Origin of the sequence: Pseudoalteromonas sp. JB197 (genome assembly GCF_002332205.1) — a bacterium.
Classification (GTDB): Bacteria; Pseudomonadota; Gammaproteobacteria; order Enterobacterales; family Alteromonadaceae; genus Pseudoalteromonas; species Pseudoalteromonas nigrifaciens.
Map to the genome: position 1 here is coordinate 975,402 of NZ_NRGZ01000001.1, position 18,586 is coordinate 993,987.

At 39.2% G+C, this 18,586-nt stretch carries 15 protein-coding genes; 6 read left to right on the plus strand and 9 right to left on the minus strand.

Translation table 11 applies throughout. The features are described from left to right. Positions 1-3 precede the first annotated feature (3 nt). Entirely contained in the window at positions 4-975 is a 972-nt protein-coding gene (locus tag CIK86_RS04705) for a diguanylate cyclase (protein WP_086993349.1), read from the plus strand. Positions 976-1,053: 78 nt separating this feature from the next. Here CIK86_RS04705 and CIK86_RS04710 read toward each other — a convergent pair whose 3' ends face one another. From CIK86_RS04710 to CIK86_RS04725, 4 genes are all read right to left on the minus strand, one after another. Next, complete coding sequence (locus CIK86_RS04710; protein ID WP_041454394.1) at positions 1,054-2,568, minus strand: SpoVR family protein; 1,515 nt, start codon at positions 2,566-2,568, stop codon at positions 1,054-1,056. Positions 2,569-2,587: 19 nt separating this feature from the next. Beyond that, complete coding sequence (locus tag CIK86_RS04715; RefSeq protein ID WP_086993351.1) at positions 2,588-3,871, minus strand: YeaH/YhbH family protein; 1,284 nt, start codon at positions 3,869-3,871, stop codon at positions 2,588-2,590. A 30-nt stretch (positions 3,872-3,901) separates the two neighbouring features. Continuing rightward, complete coding sequence (locus CIK86_RS04720; protein ID WP_011327898.1) at positions 3,902-5,824, minus strand: PrkA family serine protein kinase; 1,923 nt, start codon at positions 5,822-5,824, stop codon at positions 3,902-3,904. A gap of 210 nt (positions 5,825-6,034) precedes the next feature. After that, positions 6,035-6,616 (minus strand): Fe-Mn family superoxide dismutase, encoded by a 582-nt coding sequence (locus CIK86_RS04725; protein WP_011327899.1) that lies wholly within the window; start codon positions 6,614-6,616, stop codon positions 6,035-6,037. Between the two features lie 267 nt (positions 6,617-6,883). Here CIK86_RS04725 and CIK86_RS04730 point away from each other — a divergent pair, with 267 nt between their 5' ends. Next, positions 6,884-7,222 (plus strand): Grx4 family monothiol glutaredoxin, encoded by a 339-nt coding sequence (locus CIK86_RS04730; protein WP_004335359.1) that lies wholly within the window; start codon positions 6,884-6,886, stop codon positions 7,220-7,222. Positions 7,223-7,909: 687 nt separating this feature from the next. Here CIK86_RS04730 and recN read toward each other — a convergent pair. Together recN and nadK are read right to left on the minus strand one after the other, a co-directional pair. Then, positions 7,910-9,583: a DNA repair protein RecN gene (gene recN, locus CIK86_RS04740; protein WP_086993355.1), complete on the minus strand. Its 1,674-nt coding sequence runs from the start codon at positions 9,581-9,583 to the stop codon at positions 7,910-7,912. Positions 9,584-9,942: 359 nt separating this feature from the next. Continuing rightward, complete coding sequence (gene nadK / locus CIK86_RS04745; protein WP_086993357.1) at positions 9,943-10,827, minus strand: NAD(+) kinase; 885 nt, start codon at positions 10,825-10,827, stop codon at positions 9,943-9,945. A gap of 167 nt (positions 10,828-10,994) precedes the next feature. Here nadK and CIK86_RS04750 point away from each other — a divergent pair, with 167 nt between their 5' ends. Continuing rightward, positions 10,995-11,960, plus strand: a complete 966-nt coding sequence (locus CIK86_RS04750) for an HrcA family transcriptional regulator (RefSeq protein ID WP_086993358.1) — start codon at positions 10,995-10,997, stop codon at positions 11,958-11,960. Positions 11,961-12,017: 57 nt separating this feature from the next. Next, positions 12,018-12,629: a nucleotide exchange factor GrpE gene (gene grpE / locus CIK86_RS04755; protein WP_011327905.1), complete on the plus strand. Its 612-nt coding sequence runs from the start codon at positions 12,018-12,020 to the stop codon at positions 12,627-12,629. Positions 12,630-12,656: 27 nt separating this feature from the next. Here the strand turns inward: grpE and CIK86_RS04760 are convergent, their stop codons facing one another. After that, on the minus strand, positions 12,657-13,859 hold the full coding sequence (locus tag CIK86_RS04760; protein ID WP_086993359.1) for a Bcr/CflA family efflux MFS transporter: 1,203 nt from the start codon (positions 13,857-13,859) through the stop codon (positions 12,657-12,659). Positions 13,860-14,260: 401 nt separating this feature from the next. Here CIK86_RS04760 and CIK86_RS04765 point away from each other — a divergent pair, with 401 nt between their 5' ends. Then, positions 14,261-15,058 carry a M48 family metallopeptidase gene (locus tag CIK86_RS04765; RefSeq protein ID WP_011327907.1) on the plus strand — a complete coding sequence of 266 codons (798 nt, stop codon included), beginning with the start codon at positions 14,261-14,263 and terminating at the stop codon, positions 15,056-15,058. 124 nt (positions 15,059-15,182) lie between these two features. Here CIK86_RS04765 and CIK86_RS04770 read toward each other — a convergent pair whose 3' ends face one another. Beyond that, complete coding sequence (locus CIK86_RS04770; protein WP_086993405.1) at positions 15,183-15,971, minus strand: nucleoside-binding protein; 789 nt, start codon at positions 15,969-15,971, stop codon at positions 15,183-15,185. A 116-nt stretch (positions 15,972-16,087) separates the two neighbouring features. Continuing rightward, positions 16,088-17,401, minus strand: a complete 1,314-nt coding sequence (locus CIK86_RS04775; RefSeq protein ID WP_011327909.1) for a Na+/H+ antiporter NhaC family protein — start codon at positions 17,399-17,401, stop codon at positions 16,088-16,090. 308 nt (positions 17,402-17,709) lie between these two features. On the opposite strand from CIK86_RS04775, the gene dapB reads away from it, so the two are divergent. Beyond that, the gene (gene dapB / locus CIK86_RS04780) at positions 17,710-18,513 is read left to right on the plus strand and encodes a 4-hydroxy-tetrahydrodipicolinate reductase (RefSeq protein ID WP_086993407.1); all 804 of its coding nucleotides are present in this window, start codon (positions 17,710-17,712) and stop codon (positions 18,511-18,513) included. Positions 18,514-18,586: the final 73 nt, after the last annotated feature.

The window sequence follows — 18,586 nt, forward strand, 5'->3', positions numbered from 1 at the left end:
ATTATGTCAGCTGATTTAAATATGAATGAAATCCATTGGTTAATGGATATGTTTAATACTGTTGATGTGGGCCTAGTGGTGCTCGACAGAGAATATAAAGTATGTGTGTGGAATGGTTTTATGGAAAATCATTCAGGATTACTGCCAAGCGCAGTTAAACACAAAGACTTGTTTGATTTATTTCCTGCAATTAATGAAAAGTGGTTTAGAAGTAAATCTGAATCTGTGTTTGTACTAAAAAATCGCTCGTTTACAATTTGGGAACAACAGCCTTATATTTTTCGTTTTAAAAACTATCGGCCAATTACCGGTAAAGCCGATTATATGTACCAAAACGCCACTTTTATCCCACTAACAAATACCCGTGGTGACGTTGAGCATATATGTATTATTATTTACGATGTAACCGATGTAGCCGTTAATAAAAAAGAACTCGAACAGTTAAATAAAAAACTTGAGCAAGTTAGTAAAACCGACAGCTTAACGCAGCTAACTAACCGAGGGCACTGGGAGTACACGTTACGCCAAGAGTTTTTGCGTACTAAACGCAGTGGTGGTTGCAGTACTTTATTAATGTTTGATATTGACCACTTTAAAAAAGTGAACGATGAGTACGGCCATAGTTGTGGCAATGAGGCATTGCGCCATATTGCAAAATTACTAAAAGGTACTTTGCGCGAAACCGATATAGCAGGGCGCTACGGTGGTGAAGAATTTGTTATCACCTTACTCGATACCGATAAGCAAGGTGCGCTTATAATAGCTGAGCGTTTACGCGAGCTAATAGCAGCAACTCCGGTGGCTTACAAAGATCAGCTAGTAAATATGACGGTCAGTATTGGCATTGCCTCTTATAGTAATGAATTTAAAAACCATGAACGCTGGATTGAGGCGGCCGATAAAGCACTTTATAATTCAAAACATAATGGTAGAAATAGTATTACTATGTTTGACGATATAAAAAATGACGCCTAAGCGTCATTTTTTATATTGGTTAGTTAACGCAAGTATACAGCGTTGCTTAATAAATCTATTATCCATAACCTAGATTATTTACTCTGTAGTATGGCGATAATCATCTATTGGACATTGACTAAGAATAGAAACCTCACCGCTACTCGACTCTTGCTCTAGCTTTACTTTAAATCCCCATAAACGGTAAAGATGTTTAAGTACTTCATCGTGTGAGTTAGCGAGCGGAATATTATTGTGCGGCACATAACGTAATGTAAGAGATCTGTCGCCTCTAATATCAACATTATAGATTTGAATATTAGGCTCGTGATTACTTAAATTATATTGCGCCGATAACGCCTCTCTCACTGCTTTATAGCCATTATCATCATGAATAGCACCTATTTCTAAATGAGGGTTATTTGTATGATCAACAATAGTAAATAATTTAAAGTCACGGATCAGTTTAGGTGATAAAAACTGGCTTATAAAACTTTCATCTTTAAAGTTTTGCATAGCAAAGTGCAGCGTGTCGAGCCAATTACTGCCAGCATACTGCGGGAACCAGCGTTTATCTTCCTCTGTTGGCTGCTCACAAATACGGCGAATGTCTACCATCATATTAAAGCCCAGAGCATAAGGGTTTATACCCGAGTAATATTGGCTATTATAAGGTGGTTGATAAATCACATTAGTGTGGCTTTGTAAAAACTCCATCATAAATGAATCAGTCAATTTTCCTTCGTCATATAAGTGATTCAAAATAGTATAATGCCAAAATGTAGCCCAACCTTCATTCATCACCTGGGTTTGTTTTTGCGGATAAAAATATTGCGATATTTTACGTACAATCCGAATGATTTCACGCTGCCATGACTCTAGCAATGGTGCATTTTTTTCAATAAAGTATAAAATATTTTCTTGTGGCTCTTGTGGAAAATGACGCTCATGCTTTTTAGCTTCTTGTTGTTGAGCTGGAATAGTGCGCCACAACTCGTTTACTTGTGATTGTAGATAGTCTTTTCGTTCTTGCTGGCGCTTTTGTTCTTCAAATAATGAAATACGTTGCGGGCGCTTGTATCTGTCTACGCCGTAATTCATTAGCGCATGACAAGAGTCGAGCAGGGTTTCTACCTCAGTAATACCGTATTTTTCTTCGCAGCGGCTAATGTACTTTTTAGCAAACAGTAGGTAATCGATAATTGAGCCGGCGTCGGTCCAGGTTTTAAATAAGTAATTCCCTTTAAAAAAAGAATTATGCCCATAACAAGCATGCGCCATAACCAGTGCTTGCATTGGCAGGGTGTTTTCTTCCATTAAATAGGCAATACATGGATCGGAGTTAATGACGATTTCGTAGGCTAATCCCATTTGACCGCGTTTATAATTTTGCTCAGTTTGAATAAACTTTTTACCGTATGACCAATGGCTATAGCCTATAGGCATACCAACGCTAGAATAGGCATCCATCATCTGCTCAGCGGTGATCACTTCAATTTGATTAGGGTACGTGTCTAAGCGATAGTGCTGTGCAACACGGGCTATTTCATCACGGTACTGGGCCAATAACTCAAAAGTCCAATCTGGGCCATCACTTATATGTTTATCCTTCATATTTACTACCTCGCTTAGGCTATGCAGCCCCTTGCTGCTGACGACCTTTTTTAAATAGCTCTCTAAAAATAGGGTAAATATCCTCAACGCTTTGAATATGTTGTATGGCAAAATTAGCATGGCTTTGGGTTATGTCTTGATACTCGCGCCATAAACTTTGATGCGCCCGTGTGGTTATTTCTATATAGGCAAAATAGCGCACTGCGTTTAATAATTTATTACGCAAAATTTGTCCACATTGCGGTGTGTCGTCTGCCCAGTTATCACCATCAGACGCTTGCGCGGCATACACATTCCATTGTTCAGAGTTGTAGCGCGCTTTAATTATTTCGTCCATGAGTTTAAGGGCACTCGAAACAATCGTGCCGCCGGTCTCTTGGGAGTAAAAAAACTCTTGTTCGTCAACTTCTTTAGCTTGCGTGTGATGGCGAATATATACCACTTCAATGTCTTTATAGCTGCGTGTTAAAAACTGATATAGCAAAATATAAAAGCGCTTAGCCATGTCTTTTGTGGCCTGATCCATAGAGCCAGACACATCCATAATACAAAATATCACGGCTTTGCTGGTAGGGTGAGGGCGTTTTTCGTAATTACGAAAACGTAAGTCGTAATTATCAATAAAAGGCACTGCCTTAATTTGCTTTTTAATTAGTTCAATTTCACTACTTAACAGCACAATAGCAGCTTCATCAGGATGTGCTTGTGCAAGTAAAATAACTAACTGAGCTTCAAGCTCTGCCAATAAACGCTTTTTACCTGCGCTCATGGCCACGCGCCGTGCTAACGAGCCTTTGAGTGAACGTACAATATCAATATTACTTGGCATACCATCGCTGCAAAAACCAGCGCGATGAGTTTTCATTTGTACTAGTTTGTCGAGCTGATTTTCTTGCAAGTTTGGCAGCTCTAAATCCTCAAACAATAAATCTAAATATTCATCCTTTGAAATCGAAAATACAAATTCGTCTTGGCCTTCTCCCGAGTCGCTCGCTTCACCGCCTCCTGCGCCACCACCTTGCCCACCTTTAGGGCGCTCTATTTTATCGCCAGTAGAGAACTGATCGTTCCCTGGATGTATTTGTTCTCTATTGCCGCCTTTTCCTTGATGAAATGTAGGTTCGCTAATATCGCGTTGCGGAATAGAAATACTCTCTCCCGAACTTGCGTCGGTGACACTGCGTTTATTAATCGCATCAGAAACCGCTTCTTTAATTTGTTTTTTATAGCGCCTAATAAAGCGCTGGCGATTAAGCGTACTTTTATTCTTTGCGTTTAATCGCCTATCTATAAAATGCGCCATTAATTACCTCCTAAACTACCAATATGAAGGTTATTGCGATTTTCTAACCCGTAAATACCATTCAGATAACAACCGCACTTGTTTTTGTGTGTAGCCTTTTTCGACCATACGATTAACAAAGTCTTCGTGTTTTTGCTGATCCTCGGCAGAGGTTTTGGTATTAAACGAAATAACGGGTAGTAAATCTTCGGTATTAGAGAACATTTTTTTCTCGATCACGGTGCGCAATTTTTCGTAGCTGGTCCACAGTGGGTTTTTACCATTATGGTGCGCTCGAGCCCTAAGCACAAAGTTTACTATTTCGTTACGAAAATCTTTTGGATTAGATATACCCGCTGGCTTTTCTATTTTTTCAAGTTCTGCATTAAGGGCATCACGGTCAAATAGTTGGCCAGTATCGGGGTCGCGGTATTCTTGATCTTGAATCCAAAAGTCGGCGTAAATAACATAACGGTCAAAAATATTTTGTCCGTATTCAGAGTACGACTCTAAGTATGCGGTTTGCAGCTCCTTACCAATAAACTCCACATATTGCGGAATTAAATAGCCTTTTAAAAAGCTCAAATAACGCTCTTCGGTATCAGATGCAAACTGCTCACGCTCAATTTGTTGCTCCAATACATAAAATAAATGTACTGGATTCGCAGCAACCTCTAGGGTGTCAAAATTAAATACTCGCGATAAAATTTTAAAAGCAAAACGGGTAGAAAGTCCTGTCATACCTTCATCAACCCCAGCATAGTCTCGATACTCTTGATACGATTTAGCTTTAGGATCAGTGTCTTTTAGGGTTTCGCCGTCATACACTCGCATTTTTGAAAAAAGGCTCGAGTTTTCAGGCTCTTTTAATCGTGATAGCGTTGAAAACTGCGCTAAAATTTTAAGTGTTCCCGGGGCGCATGGCGCGTTGTACAACTCACTGTGTTGAAGTAGCTTATCGTAAATTTTAATTTCTTCGGTAACACGTAAGCAATAAGGAACCTTAACAATATATACCCGGTCTAGGAATGCCTCATTGTTTTTATTGTTTTTAAAAGTTTGCCACTCAGATTCGTTAGAGTGGGCTAGTATCATGCCGTTAAAGGGCAGAGCACTAATACCTTCAGTACCGTTGTAGTTACCCTCTTGGGTGGCTGTTAGCAGAGGATGCAGTACCTTAATAGGCGCTTTAAACATCTCAACAAACTCCATTAAGCCCTGGTTTGCTAAACATAAAGATCCAGAGTAGGCGTAAGCATCGGGATCATTTTGTGCAAAATGTTCTAGTTGGCGAATATCTACTTTACCTACTAATGCCGAAATATCTTGGTTGTTTTCATCCCCAGGCTCAGTTTTGGCAATCCCTATTTGATTTAAAATAGAAGGGTAGCGCTTAACCACTTTAAATTGACTAATGTCGCCGTTAAATTCTTTTAAGCGTTTTCCGGCCCAAGGCGACATAATAGTTTTCAAATAGCGTGGTTTAATGCCGTATTCTTGTTCAAGTAATTTAGCATCTTCAATCGGATCGAATAATGACAGCGGGTGGTCGTTTACAGGGGAGCCTTTAATAGAATAAATGGGTACTTGTTGCATCAAGTATTTCAGTTTTTCGGCAATAGATGATTTACCACCACCAACCGGACCCAATAAATAAAGAATTTGTTTACATTCTTCTAGGCCTTGAGAGGCGTGTTTTAAATAAGAAACAATTTGTTCGATGGCATCTTCCATACCATAAAAATCAGCAAAGGCAGGGTAGCGTGCTACTACACGATTAGAAAATAATCGACTTAAGCGTGCGTCTGTTGCTGTGTCTATCATTTGTGGTTCGCCAATTGCCATTAGTAGGCGCTCAGGGGCACTTGCGTAGGCAGATTTGTCGGTTTTACAAATATCTAAAAACTCAGCAATACTGTACTCTTCTTCTTGTCCAGCTTCGTATCGTGCTTGGTAATGATCAAAAATCGTCATAAAGACCTCCAAAACCCACTTTAAAAATAGCTTAACTTCTTAAAGTCTAGTCACGATTTTGAATTTTTGTGCAATAAAATTAAAAATTTATATTAAAAATTATGATCTTGACTTTTTAATATAAGAGGTACTTGTACAAGGAGATGGTAATTTACCAAGCATAAAAAAAGACGCCGCAGCGTCTTTTTAAATTTAGCTTTTAAGGACTAATTAAGCGAAGTTAGCGTTCGCGAATTCCCAGTTAACTAGCGACCAAAAACCTTTAAGGTAATCTGGACGAACGTTACGATAATCGATGTAGTAAGCGTGTTCCCATAAATCCACAGTTAGGATTGGAGTAACGCCATCATCAGTTAATGGTGTAGCAGCGTTAGAAGTGTTAACTATGTCTAGTGAACCATCAGCTAGTTTAACTAACCAAGTCCAGCTAGAACCAAAGTTATTAACTGCTTTGTCGTTTAATGCTTCTTTAAATGCATCAAAAGAGCCCCATTTAGCATTGATTGCATCAGCAACCGCGCCAGTCGGTGCACCACCGCCATTTGGCGATAAACTGTTCCAGTAGAACGTATGGTTCCAGATTTGTGCAGCGTTGTTAAACACGCCACCGTCTGATGAACATACGATTTCTTCAAGAGATTTGTTTTCAAACTTAGTGCCTGGGATCAAACCATTAAGTTTAACAACATAAGTGTTGTGATGTTTACCATGATGAAATTCAAGAGTTTCTTTTGAAATATGCGGCTCAAGTGCATCAATTGCATATGGTAGTGACGGTAGTTCAAATGCCATTTTTTATCTCCATCTTCTTTTAGTTAATAGTCCATTTAGTAATACGTAATGCCTGTTGGAACAGGCCAGTTATCTATACCAAACGGGAATATAGTGTTACTATAATTGTTGAGTATTCTACTCAAGTTTTAGCAAACAGCAATGCTATTGCTAAAGACTATTTCAATTGCGGCTTTATTTGCCCATTTTAAGTTATAGATCTATGGTCTCACTGAGTTATTTTCAAGGCCTTAGGTATATTAAATTATCGTCATTTTGAGGTTGTAGATGGAAACCATTGATAAAATTAAACAGCAAATTTCAGAAAACCCAATAATCCTTTTCATGAAAGGATCGCCTAAGTTGCCTAACTGTGGTTTTTCTTCACAAGCATCGCAAGCGTTAATGTCATGTGGTGAACCATTTGCATATGTTGATATTTTACTTAATCCAGACATTCGTGCTGAGCTTCCTGCTTATGCAAATTGGCCTACATTCCCACAGTTATGGGTAGATGGCGAATTAGTTGGTGGTTGTGATATTATCATCGAAATGTTTCAGCGTGGTGAATTACAACCATTAATTACTGAAACAGCAGCTAAATATAAAGAAGCTGACGCAGAATAATATCTCGATAAGCACGCTTTTTAAGGTGTATTGATACAAAATTTTGCTAAAACAATAAAACCACTTTTATAGTGGTTTTATTGTTTTTTATTAATCGTTTCTTATCGATAAATTAATCATTAAAAACTTACCAGCCAAACCAAATTAGACGTGCGTAAATGCTGCAACATTAGCTTTTAGACTTAAAAAGTTGAGTAGCTCAGCAATAAAATACCTACTAAAAGCCAACATCAAAGCAGCACATTAAAACGCTTTACTCCACTGTAAGTACTTTATTATTGCTTGAATAAAATACAGTAATACTTAGTCCATAGAAAAATGATCTAATGAGGGTCTGCCTTTTGCTTTTGCGCGTTTTAAACCTAAATAACAGGCTAAATTACATAGCAATTGCAATGTAATTATTACCCCACAAATAATAATAAAATTGTTCAAAGTGGCTGTTGTATTATTCATTATAAAAACCAGCATGACCAATAACTGCCAAATCAATGCTGTATTTAAATAGCGCAATAAAATCTGCTTAAAGTGAGTATGTTTAAAGGTACTCAAAATCAGAAAAACAAGGCTAACGATTAACACTAACCAGCCCGAAGTTAAACAAAAGTAGGCAACTGTATTTTGCATTTTAATCCTTAACTCTTAACCCTACTAACCACATATTAAAATAAACGTATAAAAGTAATATTAAGCGTGTGCCATTATTAGCTCTTTAGCATTTGCTTTTGCTGTTTTACTTATATTATCACCCCCTAATAGGCGTGCTATTTCGTTAACTCTGCCATCTTTGTTTAAAGGCTGCATATGGGTAAAAGTTTCTCCATTTGCTATTTCTTTAGCAACAAAAAACTGTTGATGCGCACTGCTGGCTACTTGCGGTAAATGGGTAACACAAATCACTTGGGTAGACTTACCTAATTGACGCAATAACTTACCAACAGCAGAGGCCGTTGGGCCGGAGATCCCCACATCAACTTCATCAAAAATAAGGGTAGGTGTTGTGACTTTTTGCGCAATAATTACCTGAATAGCTAAACTTATACGCGACAGCTCACCACCCGATGCAACCTTTGCTAATGGTTGTAATGGTTGTCCTGGGTTAGTTGATACTAAAAACGATACATTGTCGTAGCCTAAGCTATTTGGTGCGCGTTCGGTTTCTTGAGTTAGGGCAATTTCAAATATGCCGTTTTCCATTGACAGGTTTGCCATGCTGTTACTAATTAAGCGGTTTAGTGTATTAGCATACTCACGGCGGCTTTGGCTTAGCTGTTCACTAGCATGTTGATAATGGCTAAGTGTGTTTTCAATTTCAGATTCTAACTGCTCTAAGCGAGAGCTGTTATTGCTAATAGACTCGAGTTCTTGACTAATAGCTTGATGAAACTCAACCAATGCCTGTGGTTTAATATGGTGTTTACGCGCTAAATCCATAGCGCCGCTTAATCTGTTTTCTACCTCCACCAAGCGAGCAGGATCTAAATCGGCCTGCTCAGTGTAACTGCGCACTTCTCGGCTAGCTTCTTCTACTTGTACTGCGGCCTCTGCAAGCAATGTAGCTACACTTGCTAATGTTTCGTCATATTGTGCCAGCTCAGAAAACTGTTGCGCGCTGTGTTGCAATAACGAACAAGCATTTTGCTCATCACTTTCGTATAAATGCTGTAACTCACGCTGACACGTTTCTAAAATCGTTTGGCTATTACTTAACTTGTAATGCTCAGCTTCTATTTGTTCAAACTCACCTTCTTGTAGGGCAAACTCGTTAAGTTCTGCTACTTGGTATTCTAATAGTTGTTTTTGCGCAGCTTGCTGCTGCTGTTGTTGTTGTAAGTGTTTAAATTCTTTTTGTAAATTAGTAAATTGCTTATAGCTTTGGCTAACGCCACTGACCAAATTATGATGTCCGGCATAGGCATCTAGTAGCTGCAGTTGATGCTCGGCTTTTAACAAGTGTTGGTGGGCATGTTGGCCATGAATCGAAATTAAATACTGGCCAAGCTCTTTTAGTTGCGCTGCTGTTACAGCGCTGCCATTAATATAGCTTTTGCTGCGGCCATTTTTACACACCACGCGGCGCAATAAACATTCGTTATCGGCGTTACTCAACATATTTTGTTCTAAAAAAGCATGAGCGAGGGGTAAATTACTTAAATCAAATTGCGCGCATACTTCCGCTTTATCTGTGTTTGGGCGCACAGCAGAGGCTTCGGCGCGCTCGCCTAAACATAGCGAAAGGGCATCAATAGCAATCGACTTACCCGCACCCGTTTCACCGGTAATTGCGGTCATGCCGTTTTGCCACTCTGTACTTAAATTACTTACAATTGCGAAATTTTTAATTTCTAAACCAATTAACATACTGTTTATCCATCCAGTCAATTAACTGTTAATTTATACAGTGTTTTGGTTTTTTGCAAATTAAATTTTTATGACTTACGCAATTTCTTCATCTTGAATACTTTTAGAATGGCTATTAATGTCACTTATTTCGTCAGCATTATTAATATTATCAGCGAGTTGTTCTATGTCGTTTGTTTTAAGGTTAATAATAAGGGTGAAATAATATGATAAAAAGTTTGTTTATAAAATACCTACAAGGCAAGTTCCGCAACAAAGTACGGCATGTTGTTGTTTAAGCTTTGAGAAACGTTGCTTTAATAAATTTAATTTATTCGTTCGGCGATATATTTCTTAAAGCACGATACTTAGCAATAAAATTAGTATAAACGACTGCCCCAATTGAGCTTTTGGCGTAATACGTTGTAATAAGAGTAATTTTTAGGATGAATAAGGCGCAGCTTTTTATCGGCTTTTTTAATGACTACCTCATCACCAGGTAAAACGGCGAGTACCACATGGCTGTCGCAGCTAACTTGCAAACTATCGGTGTTCTCAAGGCTTAGTTTTAAGCGTACTTCGTTATCGGCATCAACTACCAGAGGTCGGCTCGATAAAGTATGTGGAAACATAGGCACTAGTGCTATTGCGTTAAGCTCAGGAGTAAGAATAGGGCCGCCCCCCGATAGTGAATAAGCAGTTGAGCCGGTAGGGGTAGATACAATAAGTCCATCAGAGCGCTGAGAAAACACAAAGTCGTTATTTATAAAGGCTTCAAACTCAATCATATGCGCTACTTTGTCGGCATGTAAAACGGCTTCGTTTACAGCCGAGTTTGCACTTTTAAGCTCGTTATGACGATACACTTCTACTTCGAGTAAGAAGCGCTTTTCTTCAACATACTCACCGCTGAGTACCTGCTCTAAACTGGCTTCGAAACCCTCGGGGTTTAAATCGGTTAAAAACCCAAGATTGCCTCGGTTTACACCTATAACGGCTATATTAAAGCGTGCTAATACACGCGCTGCGCCAAGCATATTGCCATCGCCACCTACTACAATGGCTAAATCAGCTTGTTCACCTAAGTCGACCAGTTTAACTAACTTATTTTTTGGTATATCAATAAGTTGGCTTCCTGTGCGTTTTTCTACAATAACTGTAAAACCAAGCGCAAGTAAAAATGTATGCAGGCGCTGCAAGGTTGCCGCCGCATCTGGATGATTTGGTTTACCAATAAGGCCGATAGTGCGAAAAGGAGAATCCATAATAAATACACAGCAAGTTTTAATATTTGTAGAGTAACCTAAAACAGAAGTGTTTGAAAATACAGATCGTTAGCAATACTGCAATGAATTAATCTTGCAGCTCATTAATTTACGTGCCGTGTAGCTAATCACTTGAAATTAAGAAGCTCTGCCCCGATATAAAGCACATGAGACAAGATGCAGTAACCATGAAACTAAACCCACGAGATCAACAAATTTTTGCGGCTGTAATGAGCACGTATTGTAATGGTGAAGGTTTACCTGTGCCATCAACAAAAATTGCCAAGCTAAAAGGTATGGCAGTTTGCTCAGCTACAGTACGTAATGCCATGGCACGTTTAGAGAAAGTGGGCTTGCTCTACTCACCCCACACATCAGCGGGGCGCGTGCCAACAGACTACGGATTTGATTATTGGTTTGAGGAATTTTTTGCACTCGCCGACATAGCTAATTACTGGCAACCTGCGCAAACACAATTAGTTGAATTAGCGCATGGTTTAAGTCAGCGTTATCAGGTGTGTTGTTGTGTTGGTTTGCCACAAGTACGCTCGCAACAAGTATTTAGAGTGGAAGTGCTCGATTTTGATTCCACGGATTGGTTAATCTTATTAATAGACAGAGCAGGGCAAAGTCATAACATTTGTATTAATAAGCCCGATGACGCAAGTGATAGTGTGCGTTATCAGTTTGCCACGTGGTTAAATACGGTATTTAGCCAACAAACCTTAATTGAAGGCTTGTACCGTATGCAGGCAATGGCTAATACTGCGCCGCGTAACTGTCATGATTCACTAAACCAATGGACGCGTGAACTAAGCCAAAAGCTTGGCTCTGATAATAGTATTGTGGTTGGTGAAAACTATTTGTATAAACAAATAGATTGCGAGCAAAGCCTAAACATTGGGGTGTCTTTTTTAAATTTTGTTGAAGACAAGCTAGTATTTAAAAATGGGGTGTCGGTACTTAATACTGAAAACCTACCTTTTTCAGAGTGTAACGAATTGATTGTGATTAGCTTGCCGTACTTTCAAAATCAAGAATATCAGAGTCGTTTTTGTGTAATTTGTCCAAAATCAGCGCCAATCGAAAAAATAATCCAAGAATTTAAATTAATTGAGACATCTAACTCTTGAATCTTTTAATTCAATCCCCATAATTACCGCAGTTGTAAAGAATTGGAGCACATATTTATGTCTGAGCAGAGACAAAACCCAGAACAAGAAGTAGAACTAAACGAAGACCTAGCAAAAATGGAAGCTGATGTTGAAGCCGCTGTACAAGCAGCAGAAGAACACGCAGAGCAAGAGCAAAGCCCTGAAGCCGAAATTGCAATGTTATATGCAGAGCTTGAAGTAGCAAAGCAAACAATAGCAGATCAAAAAGACGGTGTAGTTCGCGCCGCTGCTGATGTTGAAAACATGCGTCGTCGTGCAGCACAAGATGTAGAAAAAGCACATAAATTTGCACTAGAGAAGTTTGCTAACGAATTACTCCCGGTTATTGATAACTTAGAGCGCGCAATTGAGTTTTCTGATAAAGAAAACGAAACGCTAAAACCTGTGCTAGAAGGTATTAGCATGACGGTAAAAAGCTTTAACGATGCTGTTGCAAAATTTGGTGTTGAAATTGTTAACCCACAGGGTGAGCAGTTTAATCCAGAGTTTCATCAAGCTATGTCAATTCAGCCAAGCAACGATGTATCGCCAAATACAGTATTAGCGGTAATGCAAAAAGGCTACACCTTAAACGGACGTTTATTGCGCCCAGCTATGGTTATGGTATCTAAAGCAGCTGACGCTTAAGTTGTTATTAATGATTTAAAAAATGCCTCAATTTGAGGCATTTTTTTTGCTTTTTAAATAGTGAACCAATTGCACTAAAACAGTTAGTATTACAGCACCAAACATCAAGCTTGAAAAAGGCACGGCACTTTTAGCATGTAGTATAGCTAATAGGGGGCCGACCAAAGCACCGCTACCAAAGCGTAACGTACCAATAACTGCGGTTGCTGTGCCTGTATTTGCTTCAAACTTCATTAAAATAAGTGAGTCAGCATTACTGGCTATTATGCCTAAGCTCATCATAAGTGGTGCAATAGCACCAACAATAAAGTAAAGCGACAGCTGCATAACACTAAAAGTAAGTAACGCAGCGCCCGAAAGTAAGCCAAATATTAATCCGTAGTAGAGCATTTTACGAGAGCCAATTCGCGGCACAATACGAGTATTTAAAAAATTCCCAAACATGAGTGCTATAACGTTAAAAGCAAACAAAATGCCAAATAACTGCTCTGATACTTTAAATAAGTCTAAATATACAAACGGTACTGAGGTTAAAAAACAAAAAAATCCAAACGATACAAACATAGAGCTTAAAATGTCGGCACGTGCATCTTTGTTACTCAGTATTATTTTATAACTATTAAAAAATAATGGCAGCCCTTTAAGGTCATTTTTAAAAATAGGAATGTCGATTAAATACACATGCACAAAAGCTAAAATAATAAAGCTGTAGGCCGCTAAAATTAAAAAGATGGTAGACCAAACAGAAAACCCTAAAATAAGCGAACCAATTGAAGGTGCAAGTAATGGCGCTACCATCATAATCATCGATACATAAGACATACCTTTAGCGGTGTTTTTTTGGTAAATATGCCTAATTATCCCAGGAACTACCACGGTTGCCGCTGCACCGGTAAATGCCTGTACGGTACGCAAGACCCAAAATGCATATATATCGGTAGTAAAGGCAAGTGCTAATGACGTTATACCAAATAAAGTTAAGCCAATTTTAGCCAATTTACGGCGACCAATTTGATCGGCAATAGGGCCAAAAAATAACATCCCTAATGCATAGCCCGCTAAATAAATACTTAACGATATTTGTACGTTAGGCATACTGGTTTGTAAGTCGCCCGCAATAACTAACATTGCCGGTAAATACATATCAATAGCTAAAGGCGTAATTGCCACAATACTAGCTAGTAAAGGCAATAAAATACGGGTGTTAAAAGACGAAGCCGATGCAGGCATGTATAAACTCAATCATTACTAAACAGGATGTATAGTGTAACAGGGCATGCTGATTGGATAAACTTAGTTTGCCTGCTAAGTTAATTGTAATGGGTAAATAACCTGAGTTCCGGATAATAAACCTATCTCAAGCAGCTATTTTCAGCGCTAACTGCGTTGAATTTACTTGCAATAGGCCAGCTATTGACGCGTAAATTCGCCTTATTTTCACTGAAAATCTCTGGCTAGAGAAAATAAAATTAAATATAACTATGATTCAATACGTTAGTAAATCTCTTAACCAGAGTTCAGGTTAAATAAACAACAAAATTTTATTGTTACTTGCTAAAAAGCAATTATTTTAAACTGCGGTGGTATTTGCTATTCTAGCGCTAACAAAAAATATGATTTGAGGGAATATAATGAAAAAACTCGTGATAGCTATATTAGCTACTGCAGTGCTGGCTGGCTGTAAAACATCACCAACAGGGCGCACCCAAATTGCGCTTTATTCTGATCAACAAATGAGTGAAATGGGCACAGCCAGTTTTGCTGAGATGAAAAAAAATCAGCCAATCAATAAAAATCCACAAACTAACGCGTATGTAAATTGTATTGCCGAGCAAGTAGTGGCTGTTTTACCTAAGCAGTATGCTTCGCAAAAATGGGAAGTAGTGGTATTTGAAGACGACTCAGCGAATGCGTTTGCATTGCCAGGCGGTTACATTGGTGTGCATACGGGGCTGCTAAAAGTGGCTACTAACCAAGACCAAGTGGCTACAGTGCTTGGCCATGAAGTAGGGCATGTAATTGCAGAGCATTCGAACGAGCGTGTATCGCAAAGCTCAATGCTACAAACCGGCATGCAAATTGGCGGTGCAGCTCTTGAAATGGGTAATGTTGGGTATCGTAACGAAATTATGCAGGGTTTGGGCTTGGGTGCACAATACGGTGTTGTATTGCCGTTTAGTCGTTCGCACGAATCAGAAGCTGACGAAATCGGCTTGGATTTAATGGCGCAAGCTGGTTTTGATCCAAAAGAGTCAGTTACTTTATGGCAAAATATGAGTAAAGCGGGTGGTGGCGCAACACCTGAGTTTTTATCAACTCACCCAGCACCAGCAAGCCGCATTAAAGACTTGCAAGCACAAATGAGCCAAGCTTTAGGCGAGCAAAAAACAGCAAGAGCACAGGGTAAAAACCCACAATGTAAGCTGTAATTTAGTTTAACTACAAATAAAAACCCTGTAAGTAATTTACTTACAGGGTTTTTATATTCAGTGCTAATCTTTATTTATTGAGTAAAGAGCTATTAGGGAGTCCATATAAGACCCTAGTTAAAGCTTAAAAAGTCCACTCAACATGAAGTTGTGGTACCGATTCTGTAACATTAGTGCCAAATTTGTTATGCCAATATTGCCACTCCATCCCTAGCAACAGAGTGTTTTCTTTCATTTCAAGGGCATGGCCTAAATCCCAGGTAATAATAGGCTGCGCTAAAAACCACGCACGCACATCTTGACCAAATTCATTTTCACGCTCAGCAATGTACTCAACATGGCCCTTTACATTAAACTTTTGCGTGCCGATCATAAAAGGGTAATCAAACGCAACATCAAACATCCAGCTATTAGTTTCTATAGGTGCACCACCTTTTGCTACGCCTTCACTGTCATCAATGTAGGCAGTTACCAATGTCTGAAAAAAGTTAAAACCAGGTACATCCCAGCTTAATTTAACACCCGGTAAATATTTCATTACCTTGGCGTCTCCTGCTACGTTAATACCGGCGGTTAAACCAACATCAATTAACGCGCCTGAACCAATCTGTTGGCCGGTAATAGCTGATAGGCTAACGGTTGAATACCATTCGCCATAAAAATCACGGTCTTGAAAACCGTCTTCAAGGTCGTCTTTACTGTAATCAATAAAGAAAAAATTATCGCCGTAATCATAACCAGATGCGTGCTGAATTGAATACACAGCGGTATCTGACTCTTGCTCTGTGAATGGATTTGTTTGCTCGCCATAATTAATGTGTAGAGCAGTACTGCTCCAGTTAGCAGCAATAGCAGAGGTAGATAAAGCGCAAGTGCTTAAACATAAAGCGGGAAGTAATTTTTTTAGTTTCATAATACTAATTAGTGTGACACGCGGGAGCGCTATTATAAGCAAAGGGGAGTGGTTTGTTAATTATTATATTACTGTGTTGTAGCTTAATCACTAAGCTACAACACAGTAACGTTAATTTATGCTTTATTTCTGCGCAGACAAATAACCGCAATAGCACTAAAAGCTAATATAAAACAGTAATAAGAAGAAGTTGATACTTCCCATGGGCTAATTTTAAATGTAGCTCCAAGTAGCAATGCTTGCGCGCCATAAGGCAGGGTCCCTTGCGTTACGCAGGCAAATATATCGAGCAAACTAGCCGAGCGTTTACCAGTAATATTACCATCATCAGCAAGTTTTTTAGCAATTGGGCCGGTAACAATAATAGACACGGTATTATTAGCAATACACATATTGCTGGCCATTACTAACGCCGCTATACCGAGTTGGTCAGCCACTTTTCGATGCCACTTAGCAATCACTTTAGTAATTGCTTGGATTTTTTGCGCTATGTAATCCAGGCCACCATTAAGGCGAATAAACTCAGAAAGACCACCTATAAACATCGACAGCAAAAATATTTCTTGCATGTCGGTAAAGCCTTTATAAATATCTTTTACAAAGCTGGCGCCTTCATAGCTACCAGTAAAGCCCATAAGTGCAGCAAAAACAATACCGCTAAGCAAAACTACAAATACGTTAAAGCCCATTACCGCAAGCACTAAAATAAAGGCATAAGGCAACACTAATAAAATGTCGTAATCTTTGGTTTCAACAACTTGTGCAGCGGGTGTTAAATATAACAACAACGCAATTGTGACAATGGCGGCCGGAATAGCTATTTTAAGGTTTTCTTTAAACTTATCTTTCATTTCACAGCCCTGAGTACGGGTGGCCGCAATAGTGGTATCTGAAATAATCGATAAGTTATCACCAAACATCGCGCCCGATACTATAGTACCGGCCATGAGTGCTGGATCTATGCCGGTTTTAACCGACACTGCATACGCTATAGGGCCAATGGCACCAATAGTTCCCATTGAAGTACCCATGGCGGTGGAAATTACGGCGGCAATTAAAAATAATCCAGGGAGCAATAAAGAAGGTGGAATAATTGACAAACCAGCGTTAACAACCGCATCAACGCCACCTGTGGCACCGGCAACAGCAGAAAACGCACCCGCTAATAAGTAAATTAAGCACATGGTAATTATGTTGTTATTACCTACGCCTTTAATAAAGGTTTCGACGCTTTGGTTTATTGAGGTTTTATTTAAAATGAAAGCCAGAATAATGGCGGGTAAAATAGCAACAGGTGCAGGTAATTGATAAAAAGCGTAATCAACCCCTTGTGATTGTAAATATAAGCCTGAGCCTAAAAATATCGCTACAAAGGTAAGTAGGGGAAGCAAAGAAAGTATTGCTTTATTTTTGTTAAATGATGGCTGCATCATATTCCTCGTATTATTGAAAAAAGATCACAGCCAAAAACTCCTCTTTTAGCTGTGTTTAGCGAATCCTCCACTGTACTTAAACTAGGAGACCACTGCGCCCGCAAGCCAAAGACCAAATCGACGCTGAAAAGAAGTTTAAATGTATAGATGGCTAAAGTAAACTGGTATTATTACTTAAGTTAAAAGTGTGACCTGACTATTACATGCTATTTAGGTAATATCTAGCCTAGTAAATAGTGTTAATTGACCAATAGTATCTTCGCGCGAGCCACAAGGTGCTGCAAATTAAAATATTAGGTAAGGTAATGACAAAAAATAAAATCGGTGTTTTTGGTGCCAACGGCAGAATGGGCTCAGCCTTATTAGAAGCAGCAAGTATAAAAGAGCATAGTGAACTTGCGGCCGCTTATGTGCGCAGTAGTTCACCGTTATTAGGCATTAATGTTAATCAACTCAACAGTGCTGCAGATAAAACAGTAACCTTTAGCGATGAAGCTAATATTACGAATGTTGATGTATTAATTGATTTTACTTTGCCAGCCGGCATGCGCACGCATTTACAAACAGCGGTTAAGCAAGGTGTCCCTATGGTAATTGGTACCACCGGGCTAAACGAAGCCGATATGACATTGCTACACGAGGCTGCAGACCATATTCCTATCGTATTTGCGCGCAATTACAGTGTGGGGGTAAATGTATTACTTAATTTAGTGCAAACAGCCGCTACAAAGTTTGGCGATGATATGGATATTGAAATTTTTGAAGCGCATCATCGCCATAAAATAGATGCGCCGTCGGGTACTGCGCTGGCCATTGGCGAAGCCATTGCAGATGCAAAAGGCTGGGATCACGACAAAGTTGCCGTATACGACCGCAGCAAAGTTGAGCAGGCTAAGTCGCAAAATGAAATTGGTTACTCGGTGCTCAGAGGCGGCGACATAGTAGGTGAACACACCGCATACTTCGCAACAATGGGCGAAAGACTCGAATTAACCCATAAAGCAAGCTCAAGAATGACCTTTGCATTAGGGGCTATAAGAGCTGCAGGCTGGTTAATAAATAAACCCGCAGGACTTTATGATATGCAAGATGTGCTAGATTTGAAGTAGTTAACTTGTTCTTTCGGCTGTTTGGGTCTGAATAAAGGTACAAACAGTTATTTATTATAATTTACTAAATAGC

What these genes read in the sequence shown, in the direction of transcription:
- CIK86_RS04705 (WP_086993349.1), top strand. Translation starts at nt 4, where the DNA reads ATGTCAGCTGATTTAAATATGAATGAAATCCATTGGTTAATGGATATG.
- CIK86_RS04710 (WP_041454394.1), bottom strand. Translation starts at nt 2,568, where the DNA reads ATGAAGGATAAACATATAAGTGATGGCCCAGATTGGACTTTTGAGTTA.
- CIK86_RS04715 (WP_086993351.1), bottom strand. Translation starts at nt 3,871, where the DNA reads ATGGCGCATTTTATAGATAGGCGATTAAACGCAAAGAATAAAAGTACG.
- CIK86_RS04720 (WP_011327898.1), bottom strand. Translation starts at nt 5,824, where the DNA reads ATGACGATTTTTGATCATTACCAAGCACGATACGAAGCTGGACAAGAA.
- CIK86_RS04725 (WP_011327899.1), bottom strand. Translation starts at nt 6,616, where the DNA reads ATGGCATTTGAACTACCGTCACTACCATATGCAATTGATGCACTTGAG.
- CIK86_RS04730 (WP_004335359.1), top strand. Translation starts at nt 6,884, where the DNA reads ATGGAAACCATTGATAAAATTAAACAGCAAATTTCAGAAAACCCAATA.
- recN (WP_086993355.1), bottom strand. Translation starts at nt 9,583, where the DNA reads ATGTTAATTGGTTTAGAAATTAAAAATTTCGCAATTGTAAGTAATTTA.
- nadK (WP_086993357.1), bottom strand. Translation starts at nt 10,827, where the DNA reads ATGGATTCTCCTTTTCGCACTATCGGCCTTATTGGTAAACCAAATCAT.
- CIK86_RS04750 (WP_086993358.1), top strand. Translation starts at nt 10,995, where the DNA reads ATGAGACAAGATGCAGTAACCATGAAACTAAACCCACGAGATCAACAA.
- grpE (WP_011327905.1), top strand. Translation starts at nt 12,018, where the DNA reads ATGTCTGAGCAGAGACAAAACCCAGAACAAGAAGTAGAACTAAACGAA.
- CIK86_RS04760 (WP_086993359.1), bottom strand. Translation starts at nt 13,859, where the DNA reads ATGCCTGCATCGGCTTCGTCTTTTAACACCCGTATTTTATTGCCTTTA.
- CIK86_RS04765 (WP_011327907.1), top strand. Translation starts at nt 14,261, where the DNA reads ATGAAAAAACTCGTGATAGCTATATTAGCTACTGCAGTGCTGGCTGGC.
- CIK86_RS04770 (WP_086993405.1), bottom strand. Translation starts at nt 15,971, where the DNA reads ATGAAACTAAAAAAATTACTTCCCGCTTTATGTTTAAGCACTTGCGCT.
- CIK86_RS04775 (WP_011327909.1), bottom strand. Translation starts at nt 17,401, where the DNA reads ATGCAGCCATCATTTAACAAAAATAAAGCAATACTTTCTTTGCTTCCC.
- dapB (WP_086993407.1), top strand. Translation starts at nt 17,710, where the DNA reads ATGACAAAAAATAAAATCGGTGTTTTTGGTGCCAACGGCAGAATGGGC.